At 73.0% G+C, this 21,221-nt stretch carries 20 protein-coding genes; 17 read left to right on the top strand and 3 right to left on the bottom strand.

Annotated elements, in window-relative coordinates:
• Positions 1 to 124 precede the first annotated feature (124 nt).
• Together AB0N63_RS28570 and AB0N63_RS28565 are read left to right on the top strand one after the other, a co-directional pair.
• Entirely contained in the window at positions 125 to 1,084 is a 960-nt protein-coding gene (locus AB0N63_RS28570) for a GlxA family transcriptional regulator (RefSeq protein WP_365533162.1), read from the top strand.
• Between the two features lie 66 nt (positions 1,085 to 1,150).
• On the top strand, positions 1,151 to 1,786 hold the full coding sequence (locus tag AB0N63_RS28565; RefSeq protein ID WP_365533159.1) for a DJ-1/PfpI family protein: 636 nt from the start codon (positions 1,151 to 1,153) through the stop codon (positions 1,784 to 1,786).
• A 22-nt stretch (positions 1,787 to 1,808) separates the two neighbouring features.
• Here AB0N63_RS28565 and AB0N63_RS28560 read toward each other — a convergent pair whose 3' ends face one another.
• The gene (locus AB0N63_RS28560) at positions 1,809 to 2,564 is read right to left on the bottom strand and encodes an enoyl-CoA hydratase-related protein (protein WP_365533157.1); all 756 of its coding nucleotides are present in this window, start codon (positions 2,562 to 2,564) and stop codon (positions 1,809 to 1,811) included.
• A gap of 243 nt (positions 2,565 to 2,807) precedes the next feature.
• On the opposite strand from AB0N63_RS28560, the gene AB0N63_RS28555 reads away from it, so the two are divergent.
• Entirely contained in the window at positions 2,808 to 3,314 is a 507-nt protein-coding gene (locus tag AB0N63_RS28555; RefSeq protein WP_365533298.1) for an ATP-binding protein, read from the top strand.
• 177 nt (positions 3,315 to 3,491) lie between these two features.
• On the opposite strand, the gene idi is transcribed toward AB0N63_RS28555, so the two are convergent.
• On the bottom strand, positions 3,492 to 4,082 hold the full coding sequence (idi, locus tag AB0N63_RS28550) for an isopentenyl-diphosphate Delta-isomerase (RefSeq protein ID WP_365533154.1): 591 nt from the start codon (positions 4,080 to 4,082) through the stop codon (positions 3,492 to 3,494).
• A gap of 347 nt (positions 4,083 to 4,429) precedes the next feature.
• On the bottom strand, positions 4,430 to 5,368 hold the full coding sequence (locus AB0N63_RS28545; protein WP_365533151.1) for a cation diffusion facilitator family transporter: 939 nt from the start codon (positions 5,366 to 5,368) through the stop codon (positions 4,430 to 4,432).
• A 578-nt stretch (positions 5,369 to 5,946) separates the two neighbouring features.
• Here AB0N63_RS28545 and AB0N63_RS28540 point away from each other — a divergent pair.
• The 14 genes from AB0N63_RS28540 to AB0N63_RS28475 all read left to right on the top strand — a co-directional run.
• The gene (locus tag AB0N63_RS28540; protein WP_365533148.1) at positions 5,947 to 7,761 is read left to right on the top strand and encodes a DUF5941 domain-containing protein; all 1,815 of its coding nucleotides are present in this window, start codon (positions 5,947 to 5,949) and stop codon (positions 7,759 to 7,761) included.
• Positions 7,758 to 8,510: a phosphocholine cytidylyltransferase family protein gene (locus tag AB0N63_RS28535; protein ID WP_365533146.1), complete on the top strand. Its 753-nt coding sequence runs from the start codon at positions 7,758 to 7,760 to the stop codon at positions 8,508 to 8,510. The genes AB0N63_RS28540 and AB0N63_RS28535 overlap by 4 nt, the downstream gene beginning before the upstream one ends.
• Complete coding sequence (locus AB0N63_RS28530; protein WP_365533144.1) at positions 8,498 to 9,562, top strand: iron-containing alcohol dehydrogenase family protein; 1,065 nt, start codon at positions 8,498 to 8,500, stop codon at positions 9,560 to 9,562. The genes AB0N63_RS28535 and AB0N63_RS28530 overlap by 13 nt, the downstream gene beginning before the upstream one ends.
• Positions 9,540 to 10,319 carry a CDP-alcohol phosphatidyltransferase family protein gene (locus AB0N63_RS28525; protein ID WP_365533142.1) on the top strand — a complete coding sequence of 260 codons (780 nt, stop codon included), beginning with the start codon at positions 9,540 to 9,542 and terminating at the stop codon, positions 10,317 to 10,319. Before AB0N63_RS28530 ends, AB0N63_RS28525 begins: the two co-directional genes overlap by 23 nt.
• Before the next feature lie 8 nt (positions 10,320 to 10,327).
• Positions 10,328 to 11,212, top strand: a complete 885-nt coding sequence (locus AB0N63_RS28520) for a glycosyltransferase (protein WP_365533139.1) — start codon at positions 10,328 to 10,330, stop codon at positions 11,210 to 11,212.
• An 87-nt stretch (positions 11,213 to 11,299) separates the two neighbouring features.
• Complete coding sequence (locus AB0N63_RS28515; RefSeq protein WP_365533137.1) at positions 11,300 to 12,223, top strand: ABC transporter permease; 924 nt, start codon at positions 11,300 to 11,302, stop codon at positions 12,221 to 12,223.
• 387 nt (positions 12,224 to 12,610) lie between these two features.
• Positions 12,611 to 13,507 carry a squalene synthase HpnC gene (hpnC, locus tag AB0N63_RS28510; RefSeq protein WP_365533135.1) on the top strand — a complete coding sequence of 299 codons (897 nt, stop codon included), beginning with the start codon at positions 12,611 to 12,613 and terminating at the stop codon, positions 13,505 to 13,507.
• Positions 13,504 to 14,454 carry a presqualene diphosphate synthase HpnD gene (hpnD, locus tag AB0N63_RS28505; protein ID WP_365533132.1) on the top strand — a complete coding sequence of 317 codons (951 nt, stop codon included), beginning with the start codon at positions 13,504 to 13,506 and terminating at the stop codon, positions 14,452 to 14,454. Before hpnC ends, hpnD begins: the two co-directional genes overlap by 4 nt.
• A 136-nt stretch (positions 14,455 to 14,590) precedes the next feature.
• On the top strand, positions 14,591 to 16,021 hold the full coding sequence (hpnE, locus tag AB0N63_RS28500) for a hydroxysqualene dehydroxylase HpnE (protein WP_365533130.1): 1,431 nt from the start codon (positions 14,591 to 14,593) through the stop codon (positions 16,019 to 16,021).
• A gap of 71 nt (positions 16,022 to 16,092) precedes the next feature.
• On the top strand, positions 16,093 to 17,157 hold the full coding sequence (locus tag AB0N63_RS28495; protein WP_164387415.1) for a polyprenyl synthetase family protein: 1,065 nt from the start codon (positions 16,093 to 16,095) through the stop codon (positions 17,155 to 17,157).
• Between the two features lie 116 nt (positions 17,158 to 17,273).
• Positions 17,274 to 19,298, top strand: coding sequence for a squalene--hopene cyclase (gene shc, locus AB0N63_RS28490; protein ID WP_365533127.1), 2,025 nt, complete (start codon positions 17,274 to 17,276; stop codon positions 19,296 to 19,298).
• On the top strand, positions 19,298 to 19,990 hold the full coding sequence (locus AB0N63_RS28485; RefSeq protein WP_365533125.1) for a 1-hydroxy-2-methyl-2-butenyl 4-diphosphate reductase: 693 nt from the start codon (positions 19,298 to 19,300) through the stop codon (positions 19,988 to 19,990). The genes shc and AB0N63_RS28485 overlap by 1 nt, the downstream gene beginning before the upstream one ends.
• A gap of 5 nt (positions 19,991 to 19,995) precedes the next feature.
• On the top strand, positions 19,996 to 21,018 hold the full coding sequence (gene hpnH, locus AB0N63_RS28480; protein WP_365533123.1) for an adenosyl-hopene transferase HpnH: 1,023 nt from the start codon (positions 19,996 to 19,998) through the stop codon (positions 21,016 to 21,018).
• Positions 21,019 to 21,022: 4 nt separating this feature from the next.
• The coding region (locus AB0N63_RS28475; protein ID WP_365533121.1) for a flavodoxin-dependent (E)-4-hydroxy-3-methylbut-2-enyl-diphosphate synthase at positions 21,023 to 21,221 on the top strand (199 nt) is incomplete at its 3' end.

The raw sequence follows: 21,221 nt of genomic DNA, 5'->3' as shown, positions 1-21,221 counted from the left end.
CCGCCCGTCGGATCGCGCGGGACGGGCCGCGACCGCCGCCTCCGCCGTACCGCCGCGACCCGTGGCAGGAAAGGTGGGGAACCCGTCGTTGCGGCCGTCGCGCCGCCCGCGAAGAATCGTTCGCATGGCGCAGCGAACGGTTCTCGTGGTCCTCTTCGACGGCGTCCAGAGCCTCGACGTCACCGGCCCCCTGGAGGTCTTCGCCGGCGCCGACCAGCACACCCCGGGCTCCTACCGGCTCCGCACCGCCTCGCTGGACGGCCGTCCCGTGCGCACCACCAGCGGCCTGACGCTCGTCCCGGACCTCGCGCTCGCCGACGCGCCCGAGGCGCACACCCTCCTCGTCCCCGGCGGCCAGGGCACCCGCCGGCCCGACGGACGCCTGATCGACTGGGTGCGCGCGCACGGGCCGCGGGCCGACCGGCTGGTCTCGGTGTGCACGGGCGCGATCCTGCTGGCCGAGGCGGGCCTGCTGGACGGCCGCCGGGCCACCACCCACTGGGCGTACTGCGACACCTTCGCCCGCCGGCACCCCGCGGTGCGGGTCGAGGCCGACCCGATCTACGTCCGCGACGGCCACGTCGCCACCTCCGCCGGGGTCACCTGCGGCATCGACCTCGCCCTCGCCCTGGTCGAGGAGGACCTCGGCCGCGACACCGCGCTCGCCGTCGCCCGCCATCTCGTCGTCTTCCTGCGCCGGCCCGGCAACCAGGCCCAGTTCAGCGCGCAGCTCGCCGTCCAGACGGCCCGCCGCGCACCGCTGCGGGACGTACAGCAGTGGATCACCGAGCATCCCGCCGCCGATCTGTCCGTCGAGGCGCTTGCCGCCCGCGCCCGCCTCTCACCACGCCACTTCGCCCGCGCCTTCCGTGCCGAGACCGGCGCCACCCCCGGCCGTTACGTCGACCGGGTCCGCCTCGAACACGCCCGGAGGCTGCTGGAGGACACTTCCGACGGCGTCGAGGAGATCTCCCGCGCCAGCGGCTACGGCACCCCCGAGGCCATGCGCCGCGCGTTCGTCAAGGCGCTCGGCGCCTCCCCGGCCGAGTACCGCCGCCGCTTCCGCCCCGTACCGGCCCCCTGAATCCGCCGAGGCCCACCAAGGCCCCGAACCCGCCTGAACCCGTCCGAGTCCACCCGAGGAGAACCCGTGCAGATCGCCGTCGTCCTCTACGACCGCTTCACCGCCCTCGACGCCGTCGGCCCCTACGAGATCCTCCAGCGCCTCCCGGACGCCCGTGTCGTCTTCGTCGCCGAACAGGCCGGTCCCGTGCGCACCGACACCGGCGCCCTCGCCCTCGTCGCCGACCAGGCCCTCGCCGAGGTGACCGCCCCCGACGTGGTGGTCGTCCCGGGCGGGCCGGGCCAGAGCGCCCTGATGGATCACGCGCCGCTGCTGGACTGGCTGCGCGCGGCCGACGCCACCAGCACCTGGACCACTTCGGTGTGCACCGGCTCCCTGCTGCTGGGCGCGGCCGGACTGCTCGCGGGCCGCCGCGCGACCTCCCACTGGCTGGCGCTGGACCAGCTGCCCGCCCTCGGCGCCGAGCCCACCGGCGAGCGGGTCGTGGTGGACGGCAAGTACGTCACCGGGGCCGGGGTCTCCGCCGGGATCGACATGGCCCTCACCCTGGCCGGACGCATCGCCGGCGACGACGTCGCCCGGTCCGTCCAGCTGGGCACCGAGTACGACCCGCGCCCGCCCTACGACGCCGGTTCCCCGGACAAGGCGCCCGCACACGTGGTCGACGCCCTGCGGGCCCGCAGCCGCTTCCTCCTGACATGACGGACGCCACGGACGCGGCGGATCACCCGGAGGCGGACACGCTCCAGGTGAAGCGCGGCGCCCTGCGCTCCAGGAACGCGGCGACCCCCTCGGCGGTGTCGCCGCTGCCCCGCGCCTGCTCGGCCCAGTGGGCGTCCCGGTCCGTACGGCCGTCCGCGAACTCCTTGGCGGCGGCCTGGGTCAGCTGCGAGCGGGCGGCCAGGGTCCGGGTGAACTCGGCGACCCGCTTGTCGAGTTCGCCCTCCGGCAGCACCTCGTCCACCAGGCCGGTGCGCAGCGCGCGCTCCGTGTCGATCAACTCACCGGAGAAGAGCAGGTACTTGGCGGTGGCCGGGCCCACCAGGGAGACCAGCCGCCGGGTGGCGGAGGCGGGGTAGACGATGCCCAGTTTCGCCGGCGTCACCCCGAACAGCGCCCCGGCCTCCGCGAACCGAAGATCGCAGGCCGCCGCGAGCTGTGCGCCGCCGCCCACGCAGTGCCCGCGCACCGCGGCCAGCGTCGGCTTGGGGAACGCCGCCAGGGCCTCCTCGGCCCGCACCGCCAGGCGCTGCGCCTCGTCCGGCGAGCCGCGCAGCGTGGAGATGTCGGCGCCCGCGCAGAACGTGCCGCCCGCACCCGTCAGCACCAGCGCCCGCACCCGCGGATCGGTGGCCAGGGAGTCCAGGAGCGGCGGCAGCGACCGCCACATCCCGGCCGTCATGGCGTTGCGCTTGGCCGGGTGGTGGACGACGACGGTGGCGACCGCGTCGGTGACCTCGTGCAGCAGCTGCGGCTCCATGCGCCGGATGCTATCCGCTCGTCCGGGCGCCCGGACGAGCGGGAGCGGGCGGCGCAACCCGTACAACACGAAGAGTTCACGAACCCGGCACGGACCGGACCCAGGCGGTCGCAACCGGTGAAGGGGTGGACGCGTACGGTCGTAAGGCGACGTGAAGCCGCTGACTTGTGTTCAGTGCTTGGGGTGGGACGCCGGGGCGCGAACACTCTTCGTGTGGCGACAATCGAGGGCGGCGACCGGACGATGGACGACCACGGGCACGGGGAGGGCCCGCGCCCGGCGGGCGGCACGGCGGCGTTCGCCCCCCGGACCGCCGAGCCGCCGGACCCGCTGCCGTACGAAGGGGTGTGGCGGTTCACCGCGCCGGCCCTCGACGCCTCCGTCCCGCAGGCCCGGCACGCGGTACGGGACCTGCTGCGCCGCCAGGGCGTCCCGGTGTCGCCCGACCTCGTCCACGGGCTGCTGCTGATCGTGTCCGAACTGGTCACCAACGCCGTACGGCACGCTGCCGTGCTCTCGCCGACGCTCGCCGTGGAGGTCGCCGTCGGCGCCGGGTGGGTGCGCGTCGCCGTGGAGGACCAGCACCCCTACCGGCCGACCGCACTGGAGACCGACCACGGCCGCACCGGCGGGCGCGGGCTGCTGCTGGTCCGCGAGATCGCCCGGGAGGCGGGCGGGGTCTGCGACGTGCAGCACACGGCGAGCGGCGGCAAGGTGATCTGGGCCGCCCTGCCGCTGGGTTCCGTCTGAGCAACGGCTCCAGGACCCGGGGCGGGCGCACCGGTTCCTACCGGTCCCGTCCGCGCGACATCCATTGGTCCCGTCCCGTCCGCCCGTCATCCAGGAAGGGTGCGGACCCGCCCGTGCCGACGGCCCCGGTCGGGTTCCCGCCGCTGCGACGGAGACGGACCGCACCGGCCGCCGGCCTCACCAGCCCGCGGGGCCCGTCAGCTCCCTGACCGCCGGACGCGCCGCGTCCAGCACGGTCATGAACCAGGCGGAGAAGGGCTCCCGGGCGTGCCGCTCGGCCAGCTCGGCCGGCGTCACGAACGCCGTGTCGCCCACCTCGTCCGGGTCCGGCCGCAGCCGGGACTGCACCAGGCCGACGAAGAGGTGGTTGAACTCCTGCTCCACCAGGCCGGAGGCCGGGTCCGGGTGGTTGTAGCGGACGGTGCCCGCCGCGGCGAGCAGCGAGGGGGAGACCCCCAGCTCCTCGTACGTCCGCCGGGCCGCCGCCGCGAAGGGCGACTCACCGGGGTACGGGTGGCCGCAGCAGGTGTTGGACCACACGCCGGGGGAGTGGTACTTGCCGAGCGCCCGCTGTTGGAGCAGCAGCCGGCCCTGCTCGTCGAACAGGAACACGGAGAAGGCGCGGTGCAGCTGCCCCGGCGGCTGATGCGCGGCGAGCTTCTCCGCGGTGCCGATCGTCACACCGTCCTCGTCGACGAGTTCCAGCAAGATCGCGTCCGCGGTGCCGTTCGACGAGCTGTGCGCAGCGGTGGCAGGTGTGATCGGCATACCCATCCTTCACATCGGTCCTCGATCCCCAAGTCTGCCGCACGAATACGGCACTCCCGGCACTTCCCGGCCGCCCGCATGTCCCGCGCGGGGCGGGCGGCGGGCCGTCGCCGGTCCGGCGGAAGAGGGGCTACCGGTAGATGATCGTGCCCGGCGCGGCGCAGGCGGAACCGCCCGGGGGTCCGGCCGGTGAAGCCCCGGCGCACTCGGCGGCGCGCGGCTCGTCCGGCGGCGCCCGGTGCGCTCGGCGGTGCGCCGGGCCGGTCAGCGCCGCGTCGGCCCGTTCATCGGTGCGCAGGGCCGGTCAGTGGCACGGACCTCGGCGCGCAGGCTCGGTGGCGCCGGCCTCAGTGGCACAGGCCCGCCTCGTGCTCGGCGTGGCCGCCCGGCTCCAGCTGGAAGGTGCAGTGCTCCACGTCGAAGTGGTCCCCGAGGCAGCCCTGGAGTTCGTGCAGCAGCTTCTCATGGCCGATGGCGCCGAGCAGCTCGGAGCTGACGACCACGTGGGCGGAGAGCACCGGCAGCCCGGAAGTGATCGTCCAGGCGTGCAGGTCGTGCACGTCCTCGACCCCGTCCAGGGCCAGGATGTGCGCGCGCACCTCGTCCATGTCGACGTTCTTCGGCGCCGCCTCCAGCAGGACGTCCAGGGTCTCGCGCAGCAGCTTGACCGTGCGCGGCACGATCAGCAGGCCGATGGCCAGGGAGGCGATCGGGTCGGCGGTGCGCCAGCCGGTGAGCAGGATCACCGCGGCCGAGATCATCACCGCGAGCGAGCCGAGCGCGTCGGCGGCGACCTCCAGGAAGGCGCCGCGCACGTTCAGGCTCTCCTTCTGGCCGCGCATCAGCAAGGTCAGCGAGACGGAGTTCGCCACCAGGCCGATCAGACCGAACACGATCATCAGCCCGCCGTGGGTGTCGGCCGGGGCGACGAACCGCTGGATCGCCTCGAAGAGGACGTAGCCGCCGACGCCGAGCAGCAGCAGACAGTTGGCGAGCGCGGCGAGGATCTCGGCGCGGGCCAGGCCGAAGGTGCGGTTGCGGCTCGGCGGGCGGTTGGCGATGTGGATGGCGAACAGCGCCATGCCGAGGCCCAGGGCGTCCGTGGCCATGTGGGCGGCGTCGGCCACCAGGGCGAGGGAGTCGGCGAGCAGCCCGCCGACGACCTCCACCACCGTCACGGCGAGCGTGATGGACAGCGCGATGCGCAGCGTGCCGACGTGCGCCGCCGCGGCCGTGCCGGAGCCGCCGTGCGTGTGCCCGTGCCCGTGGTCGTGACCGGCCCCCATGAGCTGTCCGCCCTCCTGCTGTTCCGTCCGGGACCACAGTGAACTACGGCCCCGGGGTATCAGGCAACGCGGCACTGAACACCGTTGTCATGTGCCCTGACCTGCGCAAACGAACCGCAGGTCAGGTCCTGCGCCCCGCCTGCACCACCCTTGCGGCCCACACCGCACGCCCGAGCCCTCAGCGCGCACCGCACGCCCCCGCCACGGTGCGCGCTGACGCCCGCGCCGCACGCCGGCTCCCGCGGCGCGCACCGTCACCCGTCACGCCTCGCCCACGTCGTGCCCGCTCCCGCGCGCCTCCGCGCCGCCGTGCCGCCGCGCGGCGACCTATGCGCCGGAATGCCCCTTCTACCCCGCCCACCGCCCCCCGGAGTTTGTGGCCCGGCCCTCCGATCGCCCATGATGATCGCGGCGCAGGCTGGAGCGGGTGGCGTGGAGCCGTCCGTGAACGGGCGGTGAACGTGGCCCTTCGGGCATCCGATAGCCTCTGCCGACATGCCGCCCGGGCGTCTCAGACAAGCGGCGCCCCACCATGCACATGACCGGCGCGGACGCGTCGGCACAGGGAGTGAGTTCGGTTGTCGACCGCCATCCTCACCGGTCAGCCGGTCCCCGGATCGTCGATCGAGGGCGATCTGCGGTCCCTCGGATTCGAGGTCCGGATCGCCGCCGACGTCCCGGAGGCCGAGACCCTCCTCGCCCAGGTGCCCGCCGACCGGCGCGTCGCCGTCGTGGACGCCGCCTTCGTCGGCCACCTGCACGCCCTGCGCCTCGGGCTCACCGACCCGCGCTTCCCGCTGGCCGCGGTCCCCGGCGCCGTCACCGCCCAGCCGGCCGGCCGGCCGGCCCTCACCCGCGCGATGGCCCGCGAGCACTCCGACGGCGGTACCACGCCCCTGGCCGTCGGCAGCCGGGTCGCAAGCCTCGCCGACCGGATCTGTGCCGCCCTCGACGCCGACGGCGCCGACGTGCACCGCCCGGAACTCGGCAGCCTCGTGGCCGCGGTGCCCGCCGACCCCCAGGCCCGCAACGAGGCCCGGCAGGCCGTGGCCGCCGTGGACGACGAGGCCGTCCGGCTCAAGTCGGCCGTCAAGGCCCGCGACGGCTTCTTCACCACCTTCTTCATCAGCCCGTACTCGCGCTACCTCGCGCGCTGGTGCGCCCGCCGGGGCCTGACCCCCAACCAGGTCACCACCGCGTCCCTGCTCACCGCGCTGATAGCGGCCGGCTGCGCCGCCACCGGCACCCGCGGCGGCTTCGTCGCCGCCGGCGTGCTCCTCATCGCCTCGTTCGTCCTGGACTGCACCGACGGACAGCTCGCCCGATACTCCCTGCAGTACTCCACGCTCGGCGCCTGGCTGGACGCCACCTTCGACCGGGCCAAGGAATACGCCTACTACGCCGGCCTCGCCCTCGGGGCGGCCCGCGGCGGTGACGACGTATGGACCCTCGCCCTCGGCGCCATGGTCCTGCAGACCTGCCGGCACGTGGTCGACTTCTCCTTCAACGAGGCCAACCACGACGCCACCGCCAACACCAGCCCCACCGCCGCCCTCTCCGACCGGCTCGACAGCGTCGGCTGGACGGTCTGGCTGCGCCGGATGATCGTCCTGCCCATCGGCGAACGCTGGGCCATGATCGCCGTCCTCACCGCGGCCACCACCCCCCGCATCACGTTCTACGCGCTGCTCGTCGGCTGCGCCCTGGCCGCGTCGTACACCACCGCCGGCCGCCTGCTGCGCTCCGTGACCCGCCGGGCCACCCGCACCGACCGCGCGGCACAGGCGCTCGCGGACCTCGCCGACACCGGGCCGCTGGTCGGGCTGTGCGGCCGCTTCCTGCGCCGGGTGCCGCGCCACTCGGCCGCCTACCTGGCCCTGACCGGCGGCGTGCTCATGACCTGCTCCGCCGCGCTGTGGGGCGCCGGCTGGCAGACCGTCGTGTGCGCCGCGGGCTACGTCCTGCTCTCGGCGGCCGCCGTCGCCCGCCCCCTCAAGGGCCCCCTGGACTGGCTGGTGCCGCCCTTCTTCCGCGCCGCCGAGTACGGCACGGTCCTCGCCCTGGCCGCCCGCGCCGAGGTGAACGGCGCCCTGCCGGCGGCTTTCGGCATGGTGGCGGCCGTCGCCTACCATCACTACGACACGGTGTACCGCATCCGCGGCGGCGCCGGAGCGCCACCAACCCGTCTGGTGCGCGCCATCGGGGGGCAGGAGGGGCGGACGCTGCTCGTCGCCGTGCTCGCCGCGCTGCTCACCGCCGTCCAGTTCAAGGTCGCGCTCACGGTGCTCGCCGTGTTCGTGGCCGTGCTGGTGCTCACCGAGAGCATCCGCTTCTGGGTGCGCGCCCACCGGGGCGGCGCGCCCGCCGTACATGACGAAGGAGAACCCGCATGATCGGCCTCGTGCTGGCGGCCGGCGCCGGACGGCGCCTGCGCCCCTACACCGACACCCTGCCCAAGGCGCTGGTGCCGGTGGGGCCCGAGGGTGCGGAGGACGCCGTCACCGTGCTCGACATAGCGCTCGGCAACTTCGCCGAGGTGGGCCTGACCGAGGTCGGGATCATCGTGGGCTACCGCAAGGAAGCCGTCTACGAGCGCCACGCGGCCCTGGAGCAGAAGTACGGTCTGAAGATCACCCTGATCGACAACGACAAGGCCGAGGAGTGGAACAACGCCTACTCCCTGTGGTGCGGCCGTGACGCCCTGAAGGACGGCGTCATCCTCGCCAACGGCGACACCGTCCACCCGGTCTCGGTGGAGAAGACCCTGCTGGCCGCCCGCGGCGACGGCAAGAGGATCATCCTCGCGCTGGACACCGTGAAGTCCCTGGCCGACGAGGAGATGAAGGTCGTCGTCGGACCGGAGGGCGGTGTCCGCCGGATCACCAAGCTCATGGACCCGGCCGAGGCCACCGGCGAGTACATCGGCGTCACCCTGATCGAGGGCGAGGCGGCCGAGGAACTGGCCGACGCGCTGAGGACCACCTTCGAGCGCGACCCGCAGCTGTACTACGAGGACGGCTACCAGGAGCTGGTCGACCGCGGCTTCAAGGTCGACGTGGCCCCGATCGGCGAGGTCGACTGGGTGGAGATCGACAACCACGACGACCTCGCCAAGGGCCGGGAGATCGCGTGCCGGTACTGACGAGGCTCATCCCCTCGCCGCTCGTCGTGGACATCCGGCCCGGGGCGCTCGACGACCTGGCCGTGATCCTGTCCGACGAGCGGATCTCCCCCTCGGGGCGGCTGGCCTTCGCCATCAGCAACGGCTCCGGCCAGGTGCTGCGGGACCGGTTCGGGCCGGCCTTCCCCGGCGCCGACTGGTTCGCCGACGCCGACGGCACCATCGACGGCGCCGTCCGGCTCGCCGACTCCATCAAGAAGGCCGGCCGCTACGACGCGGTGGTCGGCGTCGGCGGCGGCAAGGTCATCGACTGCGCCAAGTACGCGGCGGCCCGGGTGGGCCTGCCGCTGGTCGCGGTCGCCACCAACCTGGCCAACGACGGGCTGTGCTCCCCGGTCGCCACCCTCGACAACGACGCGGGCCGCGGCTCCTACGGCGTGCCCAACCCCATCGGCATCGTCATCGACCTCGATGTGATCCGCGAGGCCCCGGTGCGCTACGTCCGGGCCGGCATCGGCGATGTGATCTGCAAGATCTCCGCCGTGGCCGACTGGGAGCTGTCGCACCGCGAGACCGGCGAGAAGGTCGACGGCCTGGCCGCCGCGATGGCCCGCCAGGCGGCCGAGGCGGTGCTGCGCCACCCGGGCACCATCGGCGACGCCCCGTTCCTGACGACGCTCGCCGAGTCCCTGGTGCTGTGCGGCATCTCCATGTCGGTGGCCGGCGACAGCCGGCCCGCCTCGGGCGCCTGCCACGAGATCAGCCACGCGTTCGACCTGCGCTACCCCAAGCGCAGCGCGCTCCACGGCGAGCAGTGCGGTCTCGGCGGCGCCTTCGCCACGTTCCTGCGCGGCGACCGGGAGACGGCCGGGCAGATGGCCGACGTCCTGCGCCGCCACGGGCTGCCCGTGCTGCCCGGCGAGATCGGCTTCGACCCGGACGAGTTCGTCCAGGCCGTCGACTACGCCCCGCAGACCCGGCCCGGCCGCTACACCATCCTCGAACACCTCGACCTCTCCACCGACCAGATCAGGGACGCATACGCCGACTATGCAAAAGCCATCGGTAGCTGAGCTCCGCCCGGTCGTCCACCCCGCGGGGGTGAAGGACCGGCGGAGCGGCGAGCACTGGGCCGGCCGGCTCTACATGCGCGAGATTTCGCTGCGCATAGACCGGCACCTGGTGAACACGCGGGTCACGCCCAACCAACTGACCTACCTGATGACCGTGTTCGGAGTCCTCGCGGCCCCGGCCCTGCTGGTGCCGGGGATCTGGGGCGCCGTGCTCGGCGTGGTCATGGTCCAGCTGTACCTGCTGCTGGACTGCGTCGACGGCGAGGTCGCCCGCTGGAAGCAGCAGTTCTCCCTCGGCGGCGTCTACCTCGACCGGGTCGGGGCGTATCTGACCGACGCCGCGGTCCTGGTCGGGCTCGGGCTGCGCGCCGCCGACCTGTTCGGCAGCGGCCGGATCGACTGGCTGTGGGCCTTCCTGGGCACCCTGGCCGCCCTCGGCGCCATTCTGATCAAGGCGGAGACCGACCTCGTCGGCGTGGCCCGGCACCAGGGCGGGCTGCCGCCGGTCAAGGAGTCCGCCTCCGAGCCGCGCTCCTCCGGCATGGCGCTGGCCCGCCGCGCCGCCGGCGCGCTCAAGTTCCACCGGCTGATCCTCGGGATCGAGGCCTCGCTGCTGATCCTGGTCCTCGCGATCGTGGACCAGGTCCGGGGCGACCTGTTCTTCACCCGGCTCGGCACGGCCGTCCTGGCCGGCATCGCACTGCTCCAGACCCTGCTGCACCTGGTGTCCATCCTCGCCTCCAGCAGGCTGAAGTGAGCGGCCCCGTGGACAGGTCCCTGAAGGTCGGCGCGGTCGTCATCACCATGGGCAACCGCCCCGAGGAGCTGCGTGCGCTGCTGGACTCGGTCGCCAAGCAGGACGGCGACCGCGTCGAGGTCGTCGTCGTCGGCAACGGCTCGCCCGTCCCGGACGTCCCCGAGGGCGTACGCACGATCGAGCTGCCGGAGAACCTCGGCATCCCCGGCGGCCGCAACGTCGGCATCGAGGCCTTCGGCCCCGGCGGCCGGGACGTGGACGTCCTGCTCTTCCTGGACGACGACGGACTGCTGGCCCGCACCGACACCGCCGAGCTGTGCCGGCAGGCGTTCGCGGCCGACGACAAACTCGGCATCATCAGCTTCCGCATCGCCGACCCGGACACCGGTCTCACCCAGCGCCGCCACGTGCCGCGCCTGAGGGCCTCCGACCCGATGCGCTCCTCCCGGGTCACCACCTTCCTCGGCGGCGCGAACGCCGTGCGCACCCAGGTCTTCGCCGAGGTCGGCGGCCTGCCGGACGCGTTCTTCTACGCCCACGAGGAGACCGACCTGGCATGGCGGGCCCTGGACGCGGGCTGGCTGATCGACTACCGCTCCGACATGGTGCTGTACCACCCGACGACCGCGCCCTCCCGGCACGCCGTCTACCACCGCATGGTCGCCCGCAACCGGGTCTGGCTGGCCCGCCGCAACCTGCCCGCCCCGCTCGTGCCGGTCTACCTCGGGGTGTGGCTGCTGCTCACCCTCGCCCGCCGCCCCTCGGGCCCGGCCCTCAAGGCCTGGTTCAGCGGCTTCAAGGAGGGCTGGAGCACCCCGTGCGGACCGCGTCGGCCCATGAGGTGGCGCACCGTGTGGCGGCTCACCCGGCTGGGCCGGCCGCCGGTCATCTGACAGTCTCGTTCGTGGCGGGTACCCGATCCGCCGGTCCGTGCCCGACAGCCGCACACGCTGCGCATGAGAAGACGAAAGCAAGGCCTCGTGAGTGAGACAACGCAGGACGGCGCCGTCGCCCTCGGTGCGGCGGCCGACGAGGGACTGACCCCGGCGCAGCTCGCCGCCAAGTACGGGCTGTCCGTCAGCGGCGCCCGGCCCCCGCTGCTGGAGTACGTACGCCGGCTGTGGGGGCGGCGCCACTTCATCCTCGCCTTCTCCCAGGCCAAGCTGACCGCCCAGTACAGCCAGGCCAAGCTCGGCCAGGTGTGGCAGGTGGCGACCCCGCTGCTGAACGCGGCCGTCTACTACTTCATCTTCGGCGTCATCCTCAAGGCCAACCGGGGCATGAGCCACGGCGCCTACATCCCGTTCCTGGTGACCGGGGTGTTCGTGTTCACCTTCACCCAGAGCTCGGTCATGGCCGGTGTGCGCGCCATCTCCGGCAACCTGGGGCTGGTGCGCGCGCTGCACTTCCCGCGCGCCGCGCTGCCGATCTCCTTCGCGCTCCAGCAGCTCCAGCAGCTGCTGTTCTCGATGATCGTGGTGTTCGTCGTCACGATCGCCTTCGGCAGCTACCCGGGGCTGTCCTGGCTGCTGATCGTGCCGGCGCTGGTGCTCCAGTTCCTGTTCAACTCCGGGCTGGCGCTGATCCTGGCCCGGCTCGGCGCCAAGACCCCCGACCTCGCGCAGCTCATGCCGTTCGTCATGCGCACCTGGATGTACGCCTCGGGCGTGATGTTCTCCATCAGCAGCGTGCTGGCCGGCAAGCCCGAGTGGCTCATCCGGGCCATGCAGGCCAACCCCGCCGCGGTCTACATGGACCTCGTCCGGTTCGCCCTGATCGACGGCTACGGCGCCGCTGACCTCCCGCCGCACATCTGGCCGCTCGCCGTGTTCTGGGCGGTGGTCTTCTTCGCCGGCGGTTTCGTGTTCTTCTGGAAGGCCGAGGAGCGGTACGGCCGCGGCTGAGCGGAGCGCGAAGTCCACGGACAGGCGACCGTCCCGACGCGAGGCCCCGCCGGAACCGTCCGGCGGGGCCTCGCGTGTGCAAAGGAAGCGTCAACTCCCGTGGCGCCAAGGAATCTTGATAACGATCGGTGTGTTGTTGTGATGTGCAGGACACCCCCATGCGGTTCGCTGCGTTGTACAACGTAAGCTGTACCGGTCCCGGAAAGCGGCAAGTGGGGAGATAATGCGCGACACCCTCCGCCAGGGCCGCCGCCCGGACGGCAGGGCGGCGTGTCCGAAATAGTGTGTGTCGGGTCGGCAGTGTAGAACGGGAGATGTGACGGCAATGGCTACGGAAACTCCCCAGCTCAACGCAGCATGTGCCGTCCCCGCGCCGGGCAGCGGACGATGACGGCGACGAGCGCGGCGCACGATCTCGAACGCGTCACCCTCGACAAGGCCGCGGACGAGAACTTCCCCGTGGCGCCGTTCTTCCTGCCCCGCGCCTGGCGTACCGACCTCATGGCCGTCTACGGCTTCGCCCGTCTCGTCGACGACATCGGCGACGGCGATCTGGCCCCCGGCGGCGCGGACGCCCGGCTGCTCGGCGTGTCGGCCACCGACGCACAGGACCGCCTCGTCCTCCTGGACGCTTTCGAGGCCGATCTGCGCCGGGTCTTCGACGGCACGCCCCGCCACCCCCTGCTGCGCCGGCTCCAGCCCACCGTCCGCCGGTGCGCGCTGCCGCTCGCGCCGTTCCTCGGCCTGATCGCCGCCAACCGCCAGGACCAGCTCGTCGCCCGGTACGAGACCTGGGACGACCTCCTCGCCTACTGCGAGCTGTCCGCCAACCCCGTGGGCCGGCTGGTCCTCGGCGTCACCGGCACCTCCACCCCCGAGCGGGTCCGCCGCTCCGACGCGATCTGCACCGCGCTCCAGATCGTCGAGCACCTCCAGGACGTCAAGGAGGACCTCGGCCGCGACCGCGTCTACCTCCCCGCCGAGGACATGAAGCGCTTCCACGTCCAGGAGGCGGACCTCGCCGCGCCCACCGCCGGCGCATCGGTGCGCGCCCTGGTCGCGTACGAAGCGGAACGCGCCCGCGATCTGCTGAATGAAGGCGCCCCCTTGGTGGGTAGCGTCCACGGCAGGCTGAAGCTGCTGCTCGCGGGGTTCGTGGCAGGGGGGAGGGCGGCCGTCGACGCGATCGCCGCCGCCGCATACGACGTACTTCCCGGCCCGCCCAAGCCCGGCAAGGTCCAGTTGCTGCGCGAGGTGGGCGTGACTCTGCGAGGAGAGGGGTGATCCGGACCGTGGAGTCGGAACAGCACGCGTCCGCACCGGTACTCGCCGCCTACAGCTACTGCGAGGCCGTCACCGGGCAGCAGGCCCGCAACTTCGCCTACGGCATCCGGCTGCTGCCGACGCCCAAGCGCCGCGCGATGTCGGCGCTGTACGCGTTCTCCCGGCGCGTGGACGACATCGGCGACGGCGCGCTGGCCGACGACGTCAAGGCCGCCCGTCTCAAGGACACCCGGGCGCTGCTCGACCGCATCCGGGACGGCGCCGTCGAGGACGACGACACCGACCCCGTGGCCGTCGCCCTCGCCCACGCCGCCCGCTCCTTCCCGATCCCGCTCGACGGCCTCGACGAGCTGATCGACGGAGTCCTCGCCGACGTGCGCGGCGAGACCTACGAGACCTGGGACGACCTCAAGGTCTACTGCCGCTGTGTGGCCGGCGCCATCGGACGGCTCTCGCTCGGCGTGTTCGGCACCGAACCCGGCGCGCGCGGAGCCGAGCGCGCTCCTGAGTACGCCGACACGCTGGGCCTCGCCCTCCAGCTCACCAACATCCTGCGCGACATCCGCGAGGACGCCGAGGGCGGCCGCACCTATCTGCCCGCCGACGACCTCGCCAAGTTCGGCTGCTCGGCCGGCTTCCACGGGCCGACCCCGCCGGAGGGCTCCGACTTCGCCGGCCTGATCCACTTCGAAGTCCGGCGCGCCCGCGCCCTGTTCGCCGAGGGCTACCAGCTGCTGCCCATGCTGGACCGGCGCAGCGGCGCCTGCGTGGCCGCCATGGCCGGCATCTACCGGCGGCTGCTGGACCGGATCGCCCGCGACCCCGAGGCCGTCCTGCGCGGCCGGGTCTCCCTGCCCGGACGGGAGAAGGCGTACGTCGCCGTGCGCGGACTGTCCGGGCTCGACACCCGGCATGTGAGCAGGCAGGCCGTCAGGAGGCGGGTCTGATGGACGCACCGGCCACCGGCGCCCGGCCGGAGAACAGGCGGCGGGCAACCCGCCGCTGCCGCACGGCGTCACTGATCGCGACGACCGGCGGCGAGGCACCCGCTCACCGCGGCGGACGAACAGGGGAGGGCGCGCGATGAGCGACGGCACGCTACCGCAGCAACCGCACGGCGGCACGGCCCGCACCGGCGGCCGGCACGCGGTCGTGGTCGGCGGCGGGCTGGCCGGACTCACCTCCGCGCTCGCCCTCGCCGACGCCGGGATGCGCGTGACGTTGCTGGAGAGCCGGCCGCGCCTGGGCGGCCTCGCCTTCTCCTTCCAGCGCGGCGACCTCACCGTCGACAACGGCCAGCACGTCTATCTGCGCTGCTGCACCGCCTACCGCTGGTTCCTCGACCGCGTCGGCGGCGCCCACCTCGCGCCGTTGCAGAGCCGGCTCGACGTGCCCGTGCTGGACCTGGCCCGGCCCGAGGGACGACGGCTCGGCAGACTCCGGCGCGACCCGCTGCCCGTACCCCTGCACCTCGGGCGCAGCCTCGCCGCCTATCCGCACCTCTCGCTCGCCGAGCGCGCCCGCGTCGGCCGTGCCGCACTGGCGCTGCGCTCCCTCGACCCGGCCGACCCGGCCCTGGACGCGACCGACTTCGGCAGCTGGCTGGCCGCGCACGGGCAGTCCGCGCGGGCCGTCGAGGCACTGTGGGACCTCGTCGGGGTCGCCACCCTCAACGCGCGAGCCGCCGACGCCTCACTGGGGCTCGCCGCGATGGTGTTCAAGACCGGTCTGCTGTCCGACCCGGGCGCCGCCGACATCGGCTGGGCCCGCGTCCCGCTGGGCGAACTGCACGACCGGCTCGCCCGCAAGGCGCTCGACTCCGCGGGCGTGCGTACCGAGGTCCGGACACGAGTCACCTCCCTCTCCCTCAACGAGAACGGCGGCTGGAGCGTTCAGGTTCCCGGCGAGACGCTGGACGCGGACGCCGTCGTGCTCGCCGTACCGCAGCGCGAGGCGCACGACCTGTTGCCCGCCGGCGCCCTGGAGGCCCCCGAACGCCTGCTGGAGATCGGCACCGCCCCGATCCTCAACATCCACGTCCGCTACGACCGCAAGGTGCTCGCGGCCCCCTTCGTGGCCGCCCTCGGCACCCCGGTTCAGTGGGTCTTCGACCGCACCGAGGCCGCCGGCGTCGAGCACGGCCAGTACCTGGCGCTGTCCCAGTCGGTGGCGCAGGACGAGATCGACACGCCCGTCGCCGACCTGCGCGAACGCTATCTGCCCGAGTTGCGCCGCCTGCTGCCGCGCACGCGCGGGGCCGAGGTCGTGGACTTCTTCGTGACCCGGGAGCGCACGGCGACGTTCGCCCCGGCCCCCGGCGTCGGCCGGCTGCGGCCCGGCGCCCGCACCAAGGCACCCGGCCTGTACCTGGCCGGCGCGTGGACCGCCACCGGGTGGCCCGCGACCATGGAGAGTGCGGTCCGCAGCGGCGTGAGCGCGGCCGACGCCGCGCTCGACGCCCTGGGGCGGCCCCGCCCGACCCGTCTCTTCGTCCCCGAGGAGGCGGCCGCGTGACGTTTCGACAGCGGCCGGCGGCGGGCCCCCGCACCTCCGGCACCGCGACAAGAGGAGAGACTGTGCCCACTGTGCCCCCGGCCCCGACGGCCGCTCGGCGGACCGCGGTGGACGTGACCGCGCTGTTGGACCGCGGCCGGACCCTGGCCACTCCGGTCCTCAAGGCGGCCGTCGACCGCCTGGCCCCTCCGATGGACACCGTCGCCGCCTACCACTTCGGCTGGATCGACGCAGCCGGCAATCCCGCCGACGGGGACGGCGGCAAGGCCGTGCGCCCCGCCCTGGCCGTGCTCTCCGCGGAGGTCGCCGGCGCCGCCCCCGAGGCCGGTGTCCCCGGCGCGGTCGCCGTGGAACTCGTGCACAACTTCTCACTGCTGCACGACGACCTGATGGACGGCGACGAGCAGCGCCGGCACCGCGACACCGTCTGGAAGGTGCACGGCCCCGCCCAGGCCATCCTGGTCGGCGACGCCCTGTTCGCCCTCGCCAACGAGGTCCTGCTGGAACTCGGCACGGTCGAGGCGGGCCGCGCCGCCCGTCGGCTGACCACCGCCACCCGCGCCCTGATCGACGGCCAGGCGCAGGACATCTCCTACGAGCACCGCGACCGGGTCAGCGTCGAGGAGTGCCTGGAGATGGAGGGCAACAAGACCGGCGCCCTCCTCGCCTGCGCCTGCTCCATCGGCGCCGTGCTCGGCGGTGCCGACGACCGTACCGCCGACACCCTGGAGAAGTACGGCTACCACCTGGGCCTGGCCTTCCAGGCCGTCGACGACCTCCTCGGCATCTGGGGCGACCCGGACGCCACCGGCAAGCAGACCTGGAGCGATCTGCGCCAGCGCAAGAAGTCCCTGCCGGTCGTGGCCGCGCTCGCGGCGGGCGGCGACGCCTCCGAGCGGCTCGGCGAGATCCTCGCCGCCGACGCCAAGAGCAGCGACTTCGAGAACTTCTCCGAGGAGGAGTTCGCGGCCCGCGCCGCCCTCATCGAGGAGGCCGGCGGCCGCGAATGGACGGCTCAGGAAGCACGCCGTCAGCACACCATCGCCATCGAAGCCCTCGACGCCGTGGACATGCCCGACCAGGTGCGGTCCGCGTTCGCGGCGCTCGCCGACTTCGTCGTCGTACGAAAGAGATGATCACTATCGGTCGAACCACCCTCGCGTAGTCGCCGGCCGGTGCAGGAACGTTGCGCGCACCGGCCGACGGCGGACCCACAGCAGCACGACTTGCACGACTGCACGAAGGGGAAGCCATGACAGCGACGACCGACGGAAGCACCGGGGCGACACTGCCGACCCGCGCTGCCGCGGCCAGCGAACCCGTACTCACCATCCCCGTCGCGGCCGGGGTACACCAAGCCGCGGAACACGCCGTGAGGCGTGCCACCGACTTCCTGCTGAGCATGCAGGACGCCGAGGGCTGGTGGAAAGGCGACCTCGAGACCAACGTCACGATGGACGCCGAAGACCTGCTCCTGCGCCAGTTCCTGGGCATCCAGGACGAGGCGACCACGCACGCCGCCGCGCTCTTCATCCGCGGCGAGCAGCGCGAGGACGGCACCTGGGCCACCTTCTACGGCGGTCCCGGCGAGCTGTCCACCACCATCGAGGCCTACGTGGCGCTGCGGCTGGCCGGCGACGCGCCCGACGCCCCGCACATGGCGAAGGCGGCTGCCTGGGTGCGCGCGCGGGGCGGCATCGCCGCCTCCCGGGTCTTCACCCGCATCTGGCTCGCTCTGTTCGGCTGGTGGAAGTGGGACGACCTGCCCGAACTCCCGCCCGAGCTGATCTACTTCCCCACCTGGTTCCCCCTCAACATCTACGACTTCGGCTGCTGGGCGCGGCAGACCATCGTGCCGCTCACCATCGTCTCAGCGAAGCGGCCGGTACGCCCCGCCCCCTTCGCGCTGGACGAGCTGCACACCGACCCGGCCCACCCGAATCCCGCCAAGCCGCTGGCCCGGGCGGCGAGTTGGGACGGCGCCTTCCAGCGGCTGGACAAGGCGCTGCACGCCTTCCGCAAGGTGGCGCCCAAGCGGCTGCGCCGCTCGGCGATGAACACCGCCGCCCGCTGGATCATCGAGAGGCAGGAGAACGACGGCTGCTGGGGCGGCATCCAGCCGCCGGCCGTGTACTCGATCATCGCACTGCACCTGTTGGGTTACGACCTGAAGCACCCCGTGATGCGCGCGGGCCTGGAGTCGCTGGACCGGTTCGCGGTGTGGCGCGAGGACGGCGCCCGGATGATCGAGGCCTGCCAGTCGCCGGTGTGGGACACCTGCCTGGCCACCATCGCGCTCGCCGACGCCGGGCTGCCCGCCGATCACCCGCAGTTGGTGAAGGCCGCCGACTGGATGCTCGGCGAGGAGATCGTGCGCCCCGGCGACTGGTCGGTGCGCCGTCCCCAACTACCGCCGGGTGGCTGGGCGTTCGAGTTCCACAACGACAACTACCCCGACATCGACGACACCGCCGAGGTGGTGCTCGCGCTGCGCCGGGTCCGGCACCACGACCCGGAGCGGGTGGACCGGGCCATCGGGCGCGGAGTGCGCTGGAACCTCGGCATGCAGTCGAAGAACGGCGCCTGGGGCGCCTTCGACGTCGACAACACCAGTCCCTTCCCCAACCGTTTGCCGTTCTGCGACTTCGGCGAGGTCATCGACCCGCCGTCGGCCGACGTCACCGCGCACGTCGTGGAGATGCTGGCCGTCGAGGGCCTGGCCCACGACCCGCGCACCCGGCGCGCCATCCAGTGGCTGCTGGAGGAACAGGAGCCGGACGGCTCCTGGTTCGGCCGCTGGGGCGTCAACTACATCTACGGCACCGGCTCCGTCGTCCCCGCCCTGACCGCCGCCGGACTGCCCGGCTCGCACCCGGCGATCCGCCGCGCGGTGGCCTGGCTCAAGCGGGTGCAGAACGACGACGGCGGCTGGGGCGAGGACCTGCGCTCCTACCGGGACTCCAAGAAGTGGAGCGGCAAGGGCGCCTCCACCGCCTCGCAGACCGCGTGGGCGCTGATGGCCCTGCTGGCGGCGGGGGAGCGGGACTCCGAGGCGGTCGGGCGCGGCGTGCGGTGGCTCGCGGACACCCAGCGGGAGGACGGCTCCTGGGACGAGCCGTACTTCACCGGTACCGGCTTTCCCTGGGACTTCTCCATCAACTACCACCTGTACCGGCAGGTGTTCCCGCTCACCGCGCTCGGCCGGTACGTCCACGGCGAACCGTTCGCCGCCGAGGCGTCCGCCGGCCGGCCCCTCGCCGAGGCCAAGGGAAGCTGATGGCGACCCGCCCCGCCCCGCCGCCGCTGCTGGTCGCCTGCGCGCTCGGCATCGAGCACTTCGCCCTGCGCACGGGCGAGCGGCGCGCACGCCGCCGCGGCGAGGCGCGCCGTGGCGGCGCCGCACCGGGCGAATGGGGCGGCGGCGGGCCCGTCACCCTCCTGCGCACCGGCATGGGGCCCCGGGCGGCGGAACGCTCCGTCACCCGGGCCCTGGCCGGAGGGGACCTGGCCCGCGCCGCCGTGCTGGCCACCGGCTTCTGCGCGGGACTCGCCCCCGGCATGCACCCCGGCGACCTGGTCGTCGCCGAGGAGACCCGCGACGCCCGCGGCGACGTCGAGTGCGTGGGCACCGAACTGCTCGTCAAGGAACTCACCCGCGCCCTGCCCGGCCGCACCGTCCACACCGGTCCGCTGACCGGCTCGGACCACGTCGTCCGCGGCCCGGAGCGCTCCGATCTGCGCGCCACCGGGGCGATCGCGGTCGACATGGAGTCGGCCGCGACCCTGCTGAGCGCCGTCCGCGCGGGCGTCCGTCCCGTTGCGGCCGTCCGGGTGGTCGTGGACGCCCCGGAACACGAACTCGTCCGGATCGGCACGGTGCGCGGTGGAATATCTGCTTTCCGTGTCCTCCGTTCCGTACTGCCGACTTTTTTCGAATGGCACCGCAATGTGCTACTCCCCAGGAGGTGAGCCAGATGGCCATGCCACTGCGCCAGTCCATCAAGGTCGCTACATATCTGGCCGAACAGAAGCTGCGCAAGCGGGACAAGTTCCCGCTCATCGTGGAGCTCGAGCCGCTGTTCGCCTGCAATCTGAAGTGCGAGGGATGCGGCAAGATCCAGCACCCGGCCGGAGTGCTCAAGCAGCGCATGCCGGTCGCCCAGGCGGTGGGCGCGGTGCTGGAGTCGGGCGCGCCGATGGTGTCCATCGCCGGCGGTGAACCGCTGATGCACCCGCAGATCGACGAGATCGTGCGTCAGTTGGTGGCCAAGAGGAAATACGTCTTCCTGTGCACCAACGCGATGCTGCTGCGCAAGAAGATGGACAAGTTCACCCCCTCGCCCTACTTCGCCTTCGCGGTGCACATCGACGGGCTGCGCGAGCGGCACGACGAGTCGGTGGCCAAGGAGGGCGTGTTCGACGAGGCCGTGGCGGCCATCAAGGAGGCCAAGCGGCGCGGCTTCCGGGTGACCACCAACTCCACCTTCTTCAACACCGACACCCCGCAGACCATCGTCGAGGTCCTCAACTTCCTCAACGACGACCTCAAGGTGGACGAGATGATGATCTCGCCCGCCTACGCCTACGAGAAGGCGCCCGACCAGGAGCACTTCCTGGGTGTGGAGCAGACCCGCGAGCTGTTCAAGAAGGCGTTCTCGGGCGGCAACCGGCGCAAGTGGCGACTCAACCACTCCCCGCTCTTCCTGGACTTCCTGGAGGGCAAGGTCGACTTCCCGTGCACCGCGTGGGCGATCCCGAACTACTCCCTCTTCGGCTGGCAGCGCCCCTGCTACCTGATGAGCGACGGCTACGTGCCCACGTACCGCGAACTCATCGAGAAGACCGACTGGGACAAGTACGGCCGCGGCAAGGACCCGCGCTGCGCCAACTGCATGGCGCACTGCGGCTACGAGCCCACCGCCGTGCTGGCCACCATGGGGTCGCTCAAGGAGTCCCTGCGCGCCATGCGCGAGACCGTCTCCGGAAACCGGGACTGAGGCCATGACCGCCATTTCCCTGGGCGTCCCCGAGGTACCGGCCCGGCCGATCGCGCGGCGACGCGTGTCGCGGCAGATCCAGGTCGGGCCGGTGGCGGTGGGGGGCGGCGCGCCGGTGTCGGTGCAGTCGATGACGACGACGCGTACGTCGGACATCGGGGCGACGTTGCAGCAGATCGCGGAGTTGACGGCGTCGGGGTGCC

It is taken from the genome of Streptomyces sp. NPDC093260, assembly GCF_040683715.1.
GTDB classification, from domain to species: Bacteria; Actinomycetota; Actinomycetes; order Streptomycetales; family Streptomycetaceae; genus Streptomyces; species Streptomyces sennicomposti.
The sequence above is the reverse complement of the archived record's forward strand: the minus strand, read 5'-3'. Positions and strand labels throughout refer to the sequence as shown.